11 protein-coding genes are annotated in these 16,585 nt (G+C 41.2%); 2 read left to right on the forward strand and 9 right to left on the reverse strand.

Annotation, left to right across the window (positions count from 1 at the left end; genetic code table 11):
- Positions 1-19: 19 nt before the first annotated feature.
- The 9 genes from AC1XUO_RS01090 to tsaE form a co-directional block, all read right to left on the reverse strand.
- Positions 20-898 (reverse strand): ThuA domain-containing protein, encoded by an 879-nt coding sequence (locus AC1XUO_RS01090; protein ID WP_483328653.1) that lies wholly within the window; start codon positions 896-898, stop codon positions 20-22.
- Between the two features lie 197 nt (positions 899-1,095).
- Positions 1,096-1,836, reverse strand: a complete 741-nt coding sequence (locus tag AC1XUO_RS01095) for an outer membrane beta-barrel protein (RefSeq protein WP_483327912.1) — start codon at positions 1,834-1,836, stop codon at positions 1,096-1,098.
- Positions 1,837-2,023: 187 nt separating this feature from the next.
- Complete coding sequence (locus AC1XUO_RS01100; RefSeq protein ID WP_483327913.1) at positions 2,024-3,340, reverse strand: vanadium-dependent haloperoxidase; 1,317 nt, start codon at positions 3,338-3,340, stop codon at positions 2,024-2,026.
- On the reverse strand, positions 3,340-6,675 hold the full coding sequence (locus AC1XUO_RS01105) for a VCBS repeat-containing protein (protein ID WP_483327914.1): 3,336 nt from the start codon (positions 6,673-6,675) through the stop codon (positions 3,340-3,342). The genes AC1XUO_RS01100 and AC1XUO_RS01105 overlap by 1 nt, the downstream gene beginning before the upstream one ends.
- Before the next feature lie 131 nt (positions 6,676-6,806).
- The gene (locus AC1XUO_RS01110) at positions 6,807-8,411 is read right to left on the reverse strand and encodes a SusD/RagB family nutrient-binding outer membrane lipoprotein (RefSeq protein ID WP_483327915.1); all 1,605 of its coding nucleotides are present in this window, start codon (positions 8,409-8,411) and stop codon (positions 6,807-6,809) included.
- An 8-nt stretch (positions 8,412-8,419) separates the two neighbouring features.
- Positions 8,420-11,515, reverse strand: a complete 3,096-nt coding sequence (locus AC1XUO_RS01115; RefSeq protein ID WP_483327916.1) for a SusC/RagA family TonB-linked outer membrane protein — start codon at positions 11,513-11,515, stop codon at positions 8,420-8,422.
- A gap of 324 nt (positions 11,516-11,839) precedes the next feature.
- Positions 11,840-12,247, reverse strand: a complete 408-nt coding sequence (locus AC1XUO_RS01120) for a hypothetical protein (RefSeq protein ID WP_483327917.1) — start codon at positions 12,245-12,247, stop codon at positions 11,840-11,842.
- 149 nt (positions 12,248-12,396) lie between these two features.
- Entirely contained in the window at positions 12,397-13,623 is a 1,227-nt protein-coding gene (locus AC1XUO_RS01125) for an alanine dehydrogenase (protein WP_483327918.1), read from the reverse strand.
- Between the two features lie 63 nt (positions 13,624-13,686).
- Positions 13,687-14,124, reverse strand: a complete 438-nt coding sequence (tsaE, locus tag AC1XUO_RS01130) for a tRNA (adenosine(37)-N6)-threonylcarbamoyltransferase complex ATPase subunit type 1 TsaE (protein ID WP_483327919.1) — start codon at positions 14,122-14,124, stop codon at positions 13,687-13,689.
- A gap of 261 nt (positions 14,125-14,385) precedes the next feature.
- Here tsaE and AC1XUO_RS01135 point away from each other — a divergent pair, with 261 nt between their 5' ends.
- Both AC1XUO_RS01135 and AC1XUO_RS01140 read left to right on the forward strand, forming a co-directional pair.
- Positions 14,386-15,339: a sugar phosphate isomerase/epimerase family protein gene (locus AC1XUO_RS01135; RefSeq protein WP_483327920.1), complete on the forward strand. Its 954-nt coding sequence runs from the start codon at positions 14,386-14,388 to the stop codon at positions 15,337-15,339.
- A gap of 143 nt (positions 15,340-15,482) precedes the next feature.
- On the forward strand, positions 15,483-16,520 hold the full coding sequence (locus AC1XUO_RS01140; protein ID WP_483327921.1) for a Gfo/Idh/MocA family oxidoreductase: 1,038 nt from the start codon (positions 15,483-15,485) through the stop codon (positions 16,518-16,520).
- Positions 16,521-16,585: the final 65 nt, after the last annotated feature.

The following is a 16,585-nucleotide window of genomic DNA, read 5'->3' on the forward strand; positions in this document are numbered from 1 at the left end:
CTCAAAGTGGTACCTGGGCTTACTTTGCCTCTCTGTAGGGAACCTGGATATCCATTTTACCCTTCCAGGTTTTAGGTACTTTCTGTCCTAATTCCCAGTGAATTGCATTGATAACCAGCCGCTGAAAAGGTTCCAGTTTGAAGTCGTCCGGATGCCCAAGGGTTGTCATGAAAACTTTTCCGCCGAAGGAATTTGTACCTGTCCAGGCAACCGGATTTTCGACATCTTGTTTATCAGGATCAACTGATTTACCCATCAGTAGCCAGGTCGAGCCCTTAGTTGGATAATCCGGAAGAACGCGGTATAACCATGAACGAACATGAAATTTGGGAGATACACCTGTCAGTATAGGATTTTTTGACTGTTCGGGAATTACAGAAACATCCGTGCTGCTTTTGTGTCCATAATGCGTGTGAGCTGCTTTTCCACCCCAGCCAGGAGGAGAATTCAGGGCGAATTCTCCGAAAGCATTCCATTTTTCATTCTCATCTCCTTTTGGATAATTGAACGCATGCGTTGTGGTACGGAAGCCCATTACAGGTTTTCCCGATTTCAGATAGGCGTCAATATGAGCGAGCTGCTCCTTGGGCAATTGCCGCCAGCGCAGGTAAAAAACTGCCAGATCAGCATCTTTCAAAGCTTCCAGGCCAGGAATGTTTTTCTCCGAATTGTAATCTGGAGAGGCTTTCAAAACGATGGTACGCATACCATAATTCTTTTCAAGTTCGGCTGCGATTAACGGAAGTGTTTCTTCACCGCTGTATTCATGATCGCCCGTTACGAACACAACGAGTGGCTTTTTAGATTTTACAGCCTGAGCAGAAACAATTGTTGGTGAAGTTAACAGGCAGCAAAATACTGCACAAAGGAATAGAAACAGGTTAGGTTTTAACATCATTTTGCGATTTGCATCCATTGTTGGAAAATGGAAATCATATGAAAGAAAAGTTTAAAAGGCTTAGTTTGGTAAGTCGCAAAACTGGTCAATCTACCGATTGAAATTCTGTTTTTAACTTCCTTCGCCAAGGTTTCAAAAGTAAGACTAAATTATCCTACTTTTCCCTTACTTTTTCATAAAACAAAACGAATGATATGTTAGAAAAATTTGAGACCGAGCGTTAATTCAACTCTTGATAAATCTTCAAATTTTTCTTTGGAGAGGTTTATGGTTTCAGTTATTCCACCCGTTTCCCTTTTGAATTTATATGCTGTCCCTAGATAACAGGCACCGGAAATGTTTAAAGCAAAATGATTGCTGATCTTTTGTTCCAAACCGACTGATACAGCCCAGCCCATAGCATTGCCCTTATTCGTAAAATCTTTACCGTTCGAAATGCCGTTATTCCTATATGACTGATAGCCCAAAGCAAAACCCGCGAGGACAGATGTTGTATTGTTTTTGAAAGGATATTGGTAAACCGCCGAAGGGCCAACAAATTGAATGGTAATATCATCGCCATTTTTATTATCGTAATCTCCCCGGCTTTTGAAAATATTATATTTTAAACCCAATCCGACCTGCGGCCAAATAAACCGATGAATATCAGCACCAAGCGAATAACCGGATTTTAGATTCCGGAGATATTTTGAATAAGGCTGATTGGTCCTGGCACCTTTATTTGGCAAACGATAACCATATCCACCGCTCAATCCAAATGACCATTTTCTGTCGAAAGCAAGTCGGCTTTTTGTTTTAATAGAATCTGTTTCAGAAACCGGTGAATCCGTCGTCCTGATCTCTGAATCTGGTTTTACGACATCAATAGTATCCTGTGCTTTCGAAACACCTGAAATAACAAAAACCAAAAAGATGCTAACCGTTAAAAATTTATTCATTGATCTTAAAACTCAATTGTAATCCGAATGCTTCCGACTAAACTATAACGATTTCAAGTCAAAGCGGACTCAAATATACAACTTATACTGTATGACGATCGTTGTGACGCAAATGTGTTTAATTGTTTTCTTTGTTACATCTACAATTTTCAACCATATATTGAAATAAATGGCCGGAAAATTTATTTTAAAACATAGGTTTAACACCTGCGGACTTCACCTTTTGAACAATAAAATCACCAATATTTTTTCCTTGTTCCTGACCATTGACAATAGCGTCACGATAATGAATTCCACCATATAATCTGGAAATCGCAGCCTCTTCTGCTGCCTGACGGAAGGATTGAAAATCTCTTGTCGGTAAGTCAAAAATCACTTCGGTATTGTCCGTAAAAGAGAATTTGTCACCAAGAAAATAGGTAAGCGTTTCAGCAGCCGCGGTCGAAATAACACTATGCCCGCTGGTATACTCCGGGAAGGGCGGTGTCTGCAAAAGCGGCTGCCAGCGAGGATCAATATAACGGTTAATAACTGTTTCCGGCCGTATCCGACTGCTTCTGTATTTCTCATCCCAGCAACTGATAAACGCATCCATCAACGTAGCCGCAACGATGGAATGGATCATAATTCCGTGATCCAGATCTACTTTCGCCTTTGTCGTAGCGATGCTGGTAATATTTATCCAGTGGCCGCCGGGACTAATCTTTTTAAAACCAATCGCCATGTGCCCTGAGGTGTTAATCGCAAACGGATTACAATCCCAGTAGGAAGCAATAAAGCGTGTACCCTCATTCAGTTTGTTTCCGGCGTCGTAAACTTCATAGGTTAGTTTATAAAATTCACTTGTGCTGTCCTTACTAAAAGCAACGGGAGGTTTTGGTTTGAACTGTCCGCATGAATCAATCATCATCGGACGGATTGTTTTCCAGTGTGGCTCTACGCCTTCGATATAACCGGGAGGCGTTGGGAACCAATACGCATCGCCTTTTAGAGGACGGTAACGCAGTCGGGTACTTAATGTCGAATAGTTATCATTACTTGAAAATGCGATTATTTTTTTGGCAACATCCTGCGCAACGGCGACAGATTGACCGATCAGCTGATCAGAATAACCTTCTTTTTTTAAATCTGAGAGAAATTTCTTCTGATCCTCTTCAAGCATATAACCCGAAGGTAAAATAATTCGTCCGGTTTCAAGGATACAATACAGCGCAGCGATCTTGTAATCATATCCAGTTCTTGTTTCAATTTCTATTTTTCCAAATACTTTCGTATAAGCAGATGGCGAAACAATCTCCTTATTGTTTTGAGCAACAATTTCCTGCGCCCCAAGTAAGCAATAAGTATAAAACCGACTGGCAGCAGGAGGATTAGCCACGTCATGGATCATGACCATGGTTAATGAAAAAATGGCAGGCTGTAAAAAACGATCCAGCTCTTTTTTTGATTTTTGAGCAGTAGCTAAATGAGTTATAAATAAACTTATCAGAAGAATTTTTTTCATTACTTTTTTTCTATTTGATAAAATTGAAGCGGTTTGTTAAATGCTCCAATCACGAGGTATGGGTCTTTTTTAATTTTAATTTCTATAACAGATTTTACATCACCCACCACTGACAAGCCAGATTGCGGCTGGCCCACATAAGTGAACTGACCTTGGCCATTTCCTTTAAGGTAACAGCCATAATTTGCATCCATACTTCCAAGCTTCAAACGATTATCTGACTTATTACCAAGAAGTATCAGATCGTTCTTCCCATCCCGGTCAAAATCCTGATAGGAGATCGAAGTTACCGGAGCAAACTGCGCCTGAATTGGCAAGATCTGTTTTTCAAATTTTCCGTTTTTGTTCATAAAACAGACTGAACGGGCTTCGTTAAAAACAAGTTTTTCTGCCTTATTCAAAACCTCAGGTGCAAAAATTTCAGTCATGCCCGCATTTGCATAATCCTTATAAAACGCGAATTTTTTCCGCATAGGATAAATCTGGTCATTAAGCTCATCGCGGCTCACGAACGGGTAAGATTTTCCCTGAACATAAAAATTAAAAAATGGGTCAATCGAACCATTGTTATCGAAATCAGCAAAATAAAGCTCTCCCGGCTCCTTATGCGAAACTTTAATCTGCGAATTGGTCCCGAAATTTCCAGCCACGATATCCTTATTCCCATCGCCATCCAGATCTTCCACCAAAAGTGACGACCAAAAACCTGACTCTTCCACAGGAAAATATTGAAGTGTTTTATCAACAAAACCTTCTTTTGTATTACCGAATATTTTTACCGGCATAAATTCGCCACAGAGCACCAGATCTTTTCTGCGGTCATTATCCATATCTGCCCACTGCGCATCAGTCACCATACCGACTTTCGAAAATGGAACCTGAGTGATCGAAAATTCTCCCTTTCCATTATTTGTTAGCAGAAATGAGGTCGGCGTTTCCGGATATCTTCCCGGAATTACGCGGCCACCAACAAACAGATCCATATCGCCATCACCGTCATAATCACAGGGGCGCACACAGGATTTGCTGCTGGCTTTCATATTGGGTACAGATAGAACCGCCAGATTCAGTTTACCTTTGCCATCGCTCAGATAAATTTCGTCCTGTAAAGAAAATGTGTTCGGCTCGAAAAGGGAATAACCACCTTTTGCTATATATAAATCGTCGAAACCGTCGCCATTTGCATCAAAAAAAAGCGCTGCAGAATTAGCAGAAACATTTTCATCCCCGATTGAAAAACCAGCCATTTCGGAGAAAGCTCCTTTGTTATCCTGCAACCAAATTTTACCCTGCTTGTTCTGATCTCCACTGATATAGATATCGTCCAGACCATCTTTGTTTACATCGCCACTGGCCACCACCGGGCCGGTTTGTGAGTACATGGAAAGCATTAAAGGCTGGCGTTTGAAATCATTCTCATTGAAACCCTCATGCTGATACGTCATTGGACTGGGTGCTTTGCTCAATATCGTCTTAAACTTCTTCTGATCTGCATTTGCATTTTTCAATTTCCCCGACTGCTTTTCAACAACCAGCAACTGATTTGCCGAAACATTGGTAAGCCACTGCTCCTTCTGGTCCGGCCATACGATTTTTACGGTATCAACCTGCGTATCCTGGTCTAAACCAAAATGAAGTTTCAAAGGCAGGCATGACAAATAGCCTCTGTTGGGGTTGACTTCCTGATACTGCTGTTTTCCTTTTGAAAAAAGAAAAACCTTCGCCCCTACTGCATTTTTATTTCCATCCGGCTGCGTTAATTTGACCTGTAAATAATTGCTCTTCAACTGCTCCTGGCCCATATTCTGATAAATAAAGGCTGGCTCATTGATATTACTAACAACCAGGTCCAGGTCGCCGTCGTTATCCAGATCGGCATAAACTGCGCCACTCGAAACTGAAGGATTATTCAGTCCCCAGACATCCTGCATTTTTGTAAAGGTCAGGTCTTTGTTATTTTTAAAAATGTAATTGGCGAGTTTCGTTGACGGCATGGCCTTGATTAAGTCCATCAATAAAAAGGGCTCTTTATTAACTGCCTGGCGCACTTTGTAATCGCCCCAGTATTTTAAGAAGTCTTTGTTTGTATAATCTCTTAAATAACCATTAGTGACAAAAAGGTCTTTGTAACCGTCATTATCAAAATCTGCCAGAAGCGGACACCAGCTCCAATCGGTATTTGATACGCCTGAAATCTGCGCGATTTCACTGAACGTCCCGTCTCCGTTATTCAATTGTAGCATATTTCGCATATACTGCCGATTCAGATTTTGTTTCATCATGAGCTCAAAAGACTCATAATTTTCCTGCAACTGAAGCAATTTCTGACGCTTGTTATCTTCCGGCAACATATCGAGCGACATAATATCCGGCAAACCATCGTTATTGAAATCAGCGATGTCAAGCCCCATGGAAAACTGGGCCAGATGGCGAAAACACATTTCGGTTTCTTCCCTGAAAGTACCGTTTCCGTTATTGAGGTATAGATAATCCGGCTCGTTATAATCGTTGGTTACATAAATGTCCTGCAAACCATCCAGATTGATATCAGCAATGGCCACGCCAAGACCAAAAGTTAACGGATATTGATAAATGCCAGCCTGTTTGGTCACCTCAACAAACTTGTTATTTCTGTTTTCAAAAAGTTTATTTCCTGCCAGTTCATCCGTCTCCTTTCTGAACTTGGCCAATTCCATGTTATCAATTTTTTTGACGCTATGATTCAGCAGGAACATATCCAGATCGCCGTCATTGTCATAGTCAAAAAAAGTTGCCTGTGTGCTGTAACTGATGTTATCAAGTCCATATTCCTTCGCCTGTTCAAGAAATTTCACGGTCCCGTTCTGGATACCCTGATTGATGAACAATTGATTTTTTCTTGTTTCGTCGTCAACCTTTCCTGAATAACAAACGTGAATATCCAACAGCCCGTCACCATTGACATCGGCCATCGTCACACCTGTTTTCCAGCCACCCTTTCGCCCTTCCAATCCTTTTCCGGCTGAGTTTGTGATGTCTTTAAATTTAATCGGCGAACCTTTTTCGCCGGTCATGTTAAGATATAGTTTATTGGATTTAAGATTTGAAGTAAAGAACAAATCATCAAATCCGTCATTATTAAGGTCTCCAACTGCTACGCCTCCGCCATTGTAAAAGTACTCATAGGCCATCACGTTCAGACTTTCATCTTCATTGATATCATTCTTAAAATCAATATTTGTCTGCCTGGGGGCCAGTAGTTGAAAAAGTGGCTGCTGAGCCTGGGCAACAGAAAAATGAGCTCCCAGTAATAAAACCAGGAATATATAAATACTGTTTTTTCTATTCGTCAACATGAAGAAGGAAGTAAAAAATGTAACGAAAGATATATCATAAAAACTAAAAAAACTTCAACAATTTGTTGAAGTCAGCATTGATTATTAAAAAAAACGGAGCAGAGTAAAAGTCCTCTGCTCCGTTTTTTTGATTATTTATCCCACCAGTTTCTGGCAGACCATACATCTCCACCTGAAATTCTTCCAACCGCAGCGTTATAGTTCGCTGAATTCAAAGTAGCTTCTGTTGTCGGATAAACTTGTCTTCTTGGAATTACGCCTCCTGAGAAATTACCTACATAATTCACAGGAGTAAGTACAGGAAAACCTGATCTTTTCCAGTTGTTCCATGCTTCAACGAAGTTAAATAGTGTTCCGTTTACAGCCCAATATTGTTCGTTGATTTGTTTCAAGGCATCCGCAGTTACCAATGGATGTGCAGCGGCATAGGCATCAGCAACAGATGCGCTGATCGTTGCAGTTGCACCGTAACGGGCCAATGACTGGATACCAGCCGATACGCCATTAGCATAATGGGTAGCTGCTGTTGTAGTGCCCACCGAGAATCCGCGGGTTGCAGCTTCTGCAAGCAGCAATTCGGTTTCAGCATAAGTAAGAACAAATAAAGGAGCACTTCTGCTTCTGTATACACCCGTTGGACGAGAATATTTTCCGATTGGTGTTACGTCAGCACCTGAACCTGAGGCACCGTTGTAACCAGGAGAACGTGAAATATCTGTTGCGCCACCGTTTAAGTCATAACCATTTGGCAATCCCAACTGAATGGCAGGATCTGAGCTTCCGGCAGCAACGTTCTGGCTACCTGCCAAACCTGCAACAGGAACTTCTGCAACAACGCCTAACCTAGGGTCATTCGTAGACTTCAAAAAGTCAATCATTGTTTTACTCCATCTTACCTGATAAACGTCAGCAGGTGTTGATAGTGCTGCTCCGTTTCCGTTTGTATATCCATTTGCATCGTCGGAAACTACATAGGCATCATCGCTCACACTTGTGAAAGTTCCACCGGCAGCAGCTTTTTCAGCGTATGTTTTTGCCGTAGCAAGATCCACTTTAACCAGACGCATGGCCATCTTCAACATAAGAGAATAACCATACTTTTTCCATTTGGCAACATCTCCTTTGTAGTTTGCAAAAGCGTCATTCGTTACCAAAGGTTTTGAAGCGTCAAGAGCAGTGATGGCCGCATCCAAACGAGTCAATAAAGATTTGTAAACACTTTCCTGGGTATCATAAGCCGGCAGTGTTATCGCATCCTTTGCTCTTAAAGCGTCTGTATACGGCAAATCTCCATAGATATCAGACATTGTCGCAAGTGATTGAACCTGCATGATGATCGCAGTATTCATCAAATTTGAAAGTGCAGGCTTATCTTTCGAAAGCTGCTCCATTTCGTATGCAAAACTTGCAGCACTGTAATCCGTGTTCCAGGTGTTAGCCAGGTATGCATTTGTATTGCTGGAAATCACATATTTATCCGCGTTCGAATAATAGTTTGCAGCTCCTGATGATGTTGACGCAAGAATTTGCACCCACATGCTTTGGAAAAGTATAGCACCGTTATACCCTGCAGTTCCGCTCACATATTTCCATTGAACACTTGGCAGCAATAAATTAGGATCGAATGTAGTACCTGATGCCTTTGTAGGATCCGTATTTAATTCGTCAAAATCATCAGTACATGACATAGGTATCATGCCTGTCAGGAGCAATAATATTAAAAGTTTCTTTTTCATAGTTTGTCTCATTTAAACTTAAAGTTCACATTGATACCATAATTACGTGTCGATGGCAAGCTGGTTCCTTCAATACCTGAATAAGTCAGGTTGGCACCGAAGGTTGCTTCCGGATCGATGTTCGTCGTCTTTTTCATGAAGTAAAAAAGATTACGTGATACAAGTGAAATGTTAACTGCACGTACCAAAGGCCATTTTTCAATCAGGCGGGCAGGAATGTTGTAACCAAGTGTAAGCTGACGAAGCTTGATATAATCTCCATCAACAACACTGATTTTAGTAACATTATTGGCCAGAGCAGTGTAATAATTTTCCGCAGAAGCCTCAACTGTATTCGCAGCGCCGCTTTCTGAAACTCCGGTTGTGATACCATCGCGACCTTCAAGTGTTGCTTTATGCAATCCTCTTCTGTACGCATAGTTTTCAGTCGCTGAAAGAATCTTGTTTCCGAAATTATAATCAACAAGGAATGAGAAATTCAAAGCACCCACATTAAACTCATTGTTTATACCGCCATACAATGTTGGAAGTACTGTTCCAAGATTGATAAGATCTCCTCTCACAGGCAGACCAGACTGATCTACAACGATCTCACCATTTGCAGCATATTTGTAGTCATAAGCTCTGATCTGAGGACCTGCTTCACCAACAACAAATGCTGTTGTTGCGTTACCCAGTGTAGCTCTGTTCTGACCCAACGAAATAGGGTTGTTATCAGCGTCAGTCTGAAGAATTTTATTTTTAACCGATGTCAGGTTAAATGAGATATTCCAGTCAAACTTAGACGTTTTTACGGGAGTACCTGTTACTAAAACTTCAAGTCCGCGGTTTTGTACAGAGCCTGATCCAACAACACCTCTTACGTAACCTGTTGCAGCACTGTAATTGGCAGGCATAATTTCATTCTCGGTTTTCTGGCTATAGTAAGCAAGGTCAAGACCAAGACGATTACCGAAGAATTTCAAGTCTAAACCAACCTCAACTTCACTTTTCGTGAAAGGTTTAAGGAACAGGTTAGGAAGCTGATCGCTGAAATTACCTGTTGGTACTGTGTTGAAAGCGTTTCCAACACCATAATAAATTGCAGTTCCGTAAGCAGTCGAAGGCTCACCACTTGTACGTGCGTAAGAAGCTCTGACCTTACCAAAACTCAAATTAGGAACATCGATAATGTCATTGAAAACAAAAGATCCCGTTACTGAAGGAGTAAAAATGCTACGCGCTGAACTTGGCAAAGTTGAATAAGTGTCATAACGACCTGTTGTTGTCAAATTCAAAATTCCTTTGTAACCAAGATCAACACTGTAATAAGCAGACTGAACTTCAGTGTTTGAAACTGCATAATCTCTGTTGAAATTCACAACGTTGTTGAAACTATACAAGTAAGGAAGTACAAATGGAGAACCACCGATCTGAACTTTTTCGTAACGGTTTCTTCTTAAATTCGCTCCTACAATCGCATCCACAGTAAATTCGTCGTTGTTGAATGTTTTGTTAAAACCAATCAATCCATCAACATTTAATTCCGTACGCTGCGCGTTCGACAACTCATCAAGACCACCTCTGCCGGCATTAGAAAAACCTGTTCCCCAAGGCGTAACCTTGAAAATGCGGTCGTTTGCGTTATCATAACCTACACGTGCCTGAGCGTACAACCAGCTTGCAAACTGATACTTTGTAGAAAGTGCAGAGATCAATCGTTTACGATCTACGTCGTTAACAAATTGGCTTGTAACAAAATATGGGTTGGTCACATATTCGTCATCACTGAAAACAATTTCTTTTCCAGTCACAGGATCAAATCCTGGCGCAAGAATTCTCTGGTCAATATTGGATGCAAGGAACATACCGTTGTTGGCGTTCATTGGTCCGTCACTTAGGATAGGCTTGTTTTTTACGTTTTCAATCACGTAGTTAGCCATCACGTTCACGCTAAGCTTTTTAGTGATATTCTGATCCGCAGTCAGGTTGAAAGTTTTTCTTTTCAAACCACTGTTTTCAATAATCGATTTTGTATCCAGGTTGGCAACAGAAAGCCGGAAAGATCCGTTTTCTCCACCTTTCGTTACAGATAAACTGTTCGTGAAGTTGGAGCCCGTTCTGTAAAAATTCTTTACGTTATCTTTCTGTGCAGAATAGGCATACTCGTTTCCGTCAAACTGGATAACTTGTGATCCGTCCAATCTTGCTCCCCAGCTTCTTCTTGCTGAAACCTGCGCAGCAGCAGCCGTTGTAGGCTTTTGTCCGCCGATTCCCTGACCGTATTCATATTGAAAATCAGTCATATCTCTTGGAGCATCAGCAGAATAGTTCAGGTTGTAATCAATTGAAAAGTCACCTTTTTTACCAGCTTTCGTTTTGATCAAAATAACACCGTTTGAAGCACGTGCACCAAAAAGAGCCGAAGCAGCCTGGCCTTTAAGCACAGTCATGGTCTCTACGTCATCTGGGTTTAGGTTACCAATACCGTCACCACCATCAGCACCACCCCATTCACCTGCTGAACCTCTTTGTGTATTGTCCATCGGTACTCCGTTAATAACCACCAATGGTGATCCACCGGAGTTCATACTAGGCATACCACGCATAAGGATTTTCGCAGTTCCACCAGGTCCTCCGCTTGTACCTTTAACGTTCAAACCAGCAACCCGACCAGCGAGTGAGTTAGCAATATTCGTTTCACGGGCCTTAGTCATCAGGTCGCCACCGATTGTGGTCACAGAATAACCCAATTTTCTGGCGTCCTTCGAAATACCAAGTGCAGTAACTACAACTTCTTGTAAATTAGCCACATCAGCTACCATTTTCACAGAAAAATCTGTCTGGTTTCCAACAGTGATCTCTTGTTTTACATATCCGATAGAAGATACGACAAGTACAGAAGTGCTACTAACACCTGACAAAGTAAAATCTCCATTTGCATCAGCATTTGTCCCGGCAGTACTGCCCTTAATCGTTACAGATGCACCCGGCAATCCCGAGTCATTTTCATCTAATACCTTACCTTTCACCGTTCTATCCTGAGCGAGAACTGGCGATAATGTAAAGGATAAACCCAAAAGAATAAAGATTCTTAAAGAGGTCCTTAGTAATTTTTCTTTCATAAATTCTCCATTAGTTAAATATTATACATAGGTTGCTGTTAAGAATTGCGAAACTTTATTATACAATTCATGTAATTCTACAAATATCCTACTTTTTTCAATAATTAAATAATTTTAATTATTCCTTAGAAGCCTTATTATTAAATTTTAATAAGAGCAATCTTCAAAAATAAAAAACCGGAATGCGTTTAAAAACGATTTAGCAAGATCTCCCGAAAATGTAAGAAGCTGTAATTGAGTACATAAAAAAATCGGCCAACTTAATTGAATAAGTTAGCCGATAGAAAAAAATTAGTAGCGTTTTCTAATAATTTCTAGCTGTAATTAATTATCCTCCGGATATGGAACAAAAATAAAACCAGAGAAATCACCGATTAATGCAAACAGGCAGCAATATTCATCCGCATTTTTATAGTTCTCCTGAAAAAGCAGAACTGACTCTTCCCCTATCAGCTTTCGTTCCACAAATTCATTCATGTATGAAGCGCGATAGTTATATCGATTCGTCAATTCTGTCGAGCCGATCAGCAAAACACCAAGGTCAACTTCTTCATTGGTAATTACAAATATCGGATTTTCAGAAAATCCGCGTTTTCTGATCTGGTAAGATGCATCTTTCAATTGATCAGCAACCCGGACAAAATCCTGGGATACCTGCCCCATCAGTTTCCGGTTCAACTCAGGCGAGTTGGCATCGTCCATCAGGGAATTTTCATTACTGTTGTTAATCATAATTGGCTATCGGCAGTCGGCTATCAGCTTTCGGCATTGGCTCTCAACCTTTATTTTGTTTTTATATTCGCTATCTGTTATACCTTCAAAAGTTCCATCAATAACAGTCGATCCGCTGACTGCCGAGTCGGCCCCTACGATGGTAATGCTCACATTCTTGCTGCCAGCAACAACGTCAGATCTTTGTAACGCATGTTAAAACTTCTGGCGATGTGTGAGTTTGTCAATGTTCCTTTGTGGCAATACACTCCTTTCATAAACCAACGATTTGCATAAATCATTTCCTCGATGCCTCCAATTGTTCCCGTTTGCAGTAAAAAAGGCAAAAATACATTACTTAAAGCGGTGCTTGCCGTATTGGCTACGCGTGACGGAATGTTAGGTACACAATAATGAATGACGTCATTGAATTTGAAAGTCGGGTTTTTATGCGTTGTCATTCTCGAAGTCTCAAATGATCCGCCTTGATCGATACTGACATCGATAATCACTGAACCGGGTTTCATTTGAGAAACCATTTCTTTTGTAACAACCATCGGACTCATACCATTGTCGGCACGCATTGTTCCAATTACCACATCGGCACGGCTGATCGCCTCTGCCAGGGTATCAGAATCTATGATGGATGTGTAAAGATTTTGCCCAATCGAATATTTTAGCCTTTGTAATCGATAAATATGTTTGTCAAAAATTTTGACGTCTGCACCAAAACCGATAGCGGCACGGGTTGCATATTCGGCGACTGTACCGGCACCAAGAATTACAATTTTACTGGGAGGCACTCCGGTAATTCCACCTAGAATAATACCTCTGCCACCGCTTGGATTCGAGAGATATTCCGCGGCAATCAGCAAAACGGTGCTTCCGGCAATTTCTCCCATGGCCCGAATAATGGGCTTTCCACCAACCTGATCACCGATCAGCTCATATCCGATTCCGGTTATTTTTGCATTGTTAAGTCTCTCAAAATATTTTTTTTCAAGTGTCGGTAAGTTAAGAGCCGAAATGAGTGTTGTTCCCGGTTTAATGTATTCAAATTCTTCCTCGACAAGCGGCTCCACTTTCAGGATCAGGTTTGCCTGATATACCTCTTTGGGACCCGGAACGATACTTGCTCCTGCCTCACTGTAATCATGATCCGAAAAGTTGGCTCCTTTTCCGGCATTTTTCTCCACCCAGACTTCATGGCCGTTTCTCACCAGAATACTAACGGCATCCGGTGTGAGGGCGATCCTGTTTTCCTGCAAAGAAACTTCTTTGGGCAAACCAATAAGTAAAGAATTCTGATTTTTTCGGGTCGCCAATAATGACTCCTGCGGATACAGTGCCGACTGTTTCGCCAATTCTTCAAAACCAATTATTTGAGGCTGTGCCATGGAAAGGGTAAAAAATTAAATTACAAATTTAGATGAGTAGTGTTGATAATAATTTGCCGTCGTTTATTTCTCCTTGTGAATTTCTAAAACCCGCTCCCCATTCTCGTCCAGTTTCAGATTGATCAGCATGTGAGGATATGGCCAGAGTGATTCAATTTTCTCCGGCCATTCTACAAAACAAAATCCACCTGAATCAAAATATTCCTCGACACCAATATCCAGTGCCTCAAATTCAGTTTTGATACGATAAAAATCAAAATGATAAACAGGTCGGCCTTTTTCTGTGATGTATTCATTGACGATCGAAAAAGTCGGACTTTGCACGATCGATTTTACGCCCAGCTGCTCACACAGTTTTTTGATCAATGTAGTTTTTCCAACGCCCATGGAACCGTTGAATAACCAAACGGAGACATGCTCCCCGATACGCAGCAATGAAGCTGCAACAGTATCTAATTCGGATAATTCTTGGAAACGGATTGTAACAGGCAATGTGTTCATGATACAAAAATACTACAAATAAAATACACTAATCACAATTTATGAAAGACAAATCTTCATTCAGACTTCCCGCGTTTGTCAAATTTCGGCGGGGTAAGTTTCTAATCGTTATAAATTTCAAAATCTATAAAGAGATCATCAAGTTCGTTTTCGACGGCTAATTACTTAAAATAATAACTATACTTGCGGGTCAAATCTCCCGTTCCTCGTCAAAACGAGTATGGCTAATTTCCTTTCATTTTATTGCTAAACCCGTTAATAATGTCACAAGAACTTTCCCGCAGAAAATTTCTGATCAATGCTGCTCTTGCAGGGAGCGTATTGCCCTTGGTTGCAGAAAAGGGGTTTTCGCAACGATCCGCAGCCAATGCCGATCTTCCTAAAATCAATATTTTTTCCAAACATCTGCAATTTCTCAATTATAAGGATATGGCAGAAGCGGCAAAAGAAATTGGATTTGATGGAATAGACCTGACGGTTCGTCCGAAGGGTCATGTCTTGCCTGAGCGCGTGGAAAATGATTTACCGATGGCCGTTGAGGCTATGAAAAAAGTTGGTTTTTCGCCCTTGCTTATGGCGACTGCGGTAGAAGATGCCAATAATGTTATTGATAAAAAAGTGTTGGAAACGGCTGCTTTGCAAGGAATTAAATACTACCGGATGAACTGGTATAAGTATAATGACCAAAAAACAATTCCGCAGTCGCTGGACGAATACAGGGAAAAAATTGCAGGATTAAGTCAGCTCAACAAGAAACTTAACCTAACGGGTTGTTATCAAAATCATGCAGGAAGAATGGTCGGCGCGTCACTTTTTGAAATATGGGAAATTTTGAAAAAAGCAGATCTCAACCACATGGGTGCGCAATATGACATTCGTCACGCGACATTAGAAGGCGGCCTTTCCTGGCAGACAGGTTATAACCTGATCGAACCCAATATTAAAACCATTGTGCTGAAAGATTTTATGTGGGATAAAAGCAGCGGAAAATGGGCTCCGAAAAGTATGCCGCTTGGCGAAGGGATGGTCGACTTTAAAACCTATTTCAAATTATTAAAAGATCACAATATCCAGGCTCCGATATGCCTCCATCTCGAATATCCGCTGGGTGGGGCTGACGTCGGTGCTGACAAAATTACAGTTGCGCCAAAAGTTGTTTTTGATGCAATGAAACGGGACCTGCAAAAGGTAAAGGAGCTGTGGCAGCAAGCCTGATTAGGCCACAATTTACGTTGTGGATTATTTTATTATTTCTTGACTCTGTATGCGTAAAAGTTAACTTTGCAGGCGGGTAATATTTATTTCAGGTCATTATTTTCAGGCCGATCTTAATTCATCATTTATCTATTCCTTAACATATGTCTTCAAAAATTCTTAACGTCGGCCTTATCGGTTTTGGACTTTCCGGTCGCTATTTCCATGCGCCGTTCCTTTCCATAAACCCACGTTTTAAATTAAAAACCGCGGTTGAAAGAAGTAAAAATGAAGCGCAGGAATTTGATCCTGCGATCGAAAATGCGCGTTCCATTGATGAACTTCTGGCTGACGAATCTATTGATGTTGTATTCATTTGTACACCCAATGACACGCATTTCCAATATGCCATGGACGCGCTTGAAAATGGGAAACACGTAGTCATTGAAAAGCCCTTTTCTGCCACAGAAGAAGAGGCAAAACAACTTGTCGCGCTTGCAAAGGAAAAAGGATTAATCCTGACAGCTTATCAAAACCGCCGTTGGGATTCTGATTTCCTGACCATCAAAAAAATACTGGCAGAGGGAAAACTGGGTGACGTCGTAGAATACGAATGCCGCTATGACCGCTTCCGTCCGGTTGTTCCTACGGAATCATGGAAAGAGAAAAAAGTGGACGTAGGCGGAAATCTTTATAACCTCGGGCCACATTTGCTGGATCAGGCACTGGTACTTTTTGGGGCGCCGGAAACTGTTACTGCGACAGTTAGTACAGTTAGACCAAATAGTGAAATTGATGATTATTTTGATGTCCGCCTGGGTTATCCAGACAAACTTGTGATCCTGAAATCGAGTTTGATGGTCTATGACAATCTGCTCCGTTACACGATCCACGGTACGAATGGCTCCTTTTTAAAGGGTGGTCTGGATGTGCAAGAAGAAACGCTGCGTAAAAATATTCTTCCAAACCAGGAGCCTTGGGGCGTTGAACCGGAAGATCGGTGGGGAAAACTTTCGAGTCCTGATTTTACAGGCATTATAGAAAGTGAGGCAGGAAATTATATGCCTTTCTATGATAATGTTTACGAAGCCATTGTCGAAGGTGCAGAATTGGCAGTGAAACCAGAGGAAATCCTGAGAACTTGCCGCGTAATCGATCTGGCATTCCGCAGCAGCCAGGAGAAACAAGTGATGACGTACTAACGGACAATTAGTTTTCAGTAAAACTCACAAGCGAGTTACAAAAGTTGCCGTAGGAATTTGATTAC

It is taken from the genome of Dyadobacter sp. HNCC25DJ186 (assembly GCF_056895235.1).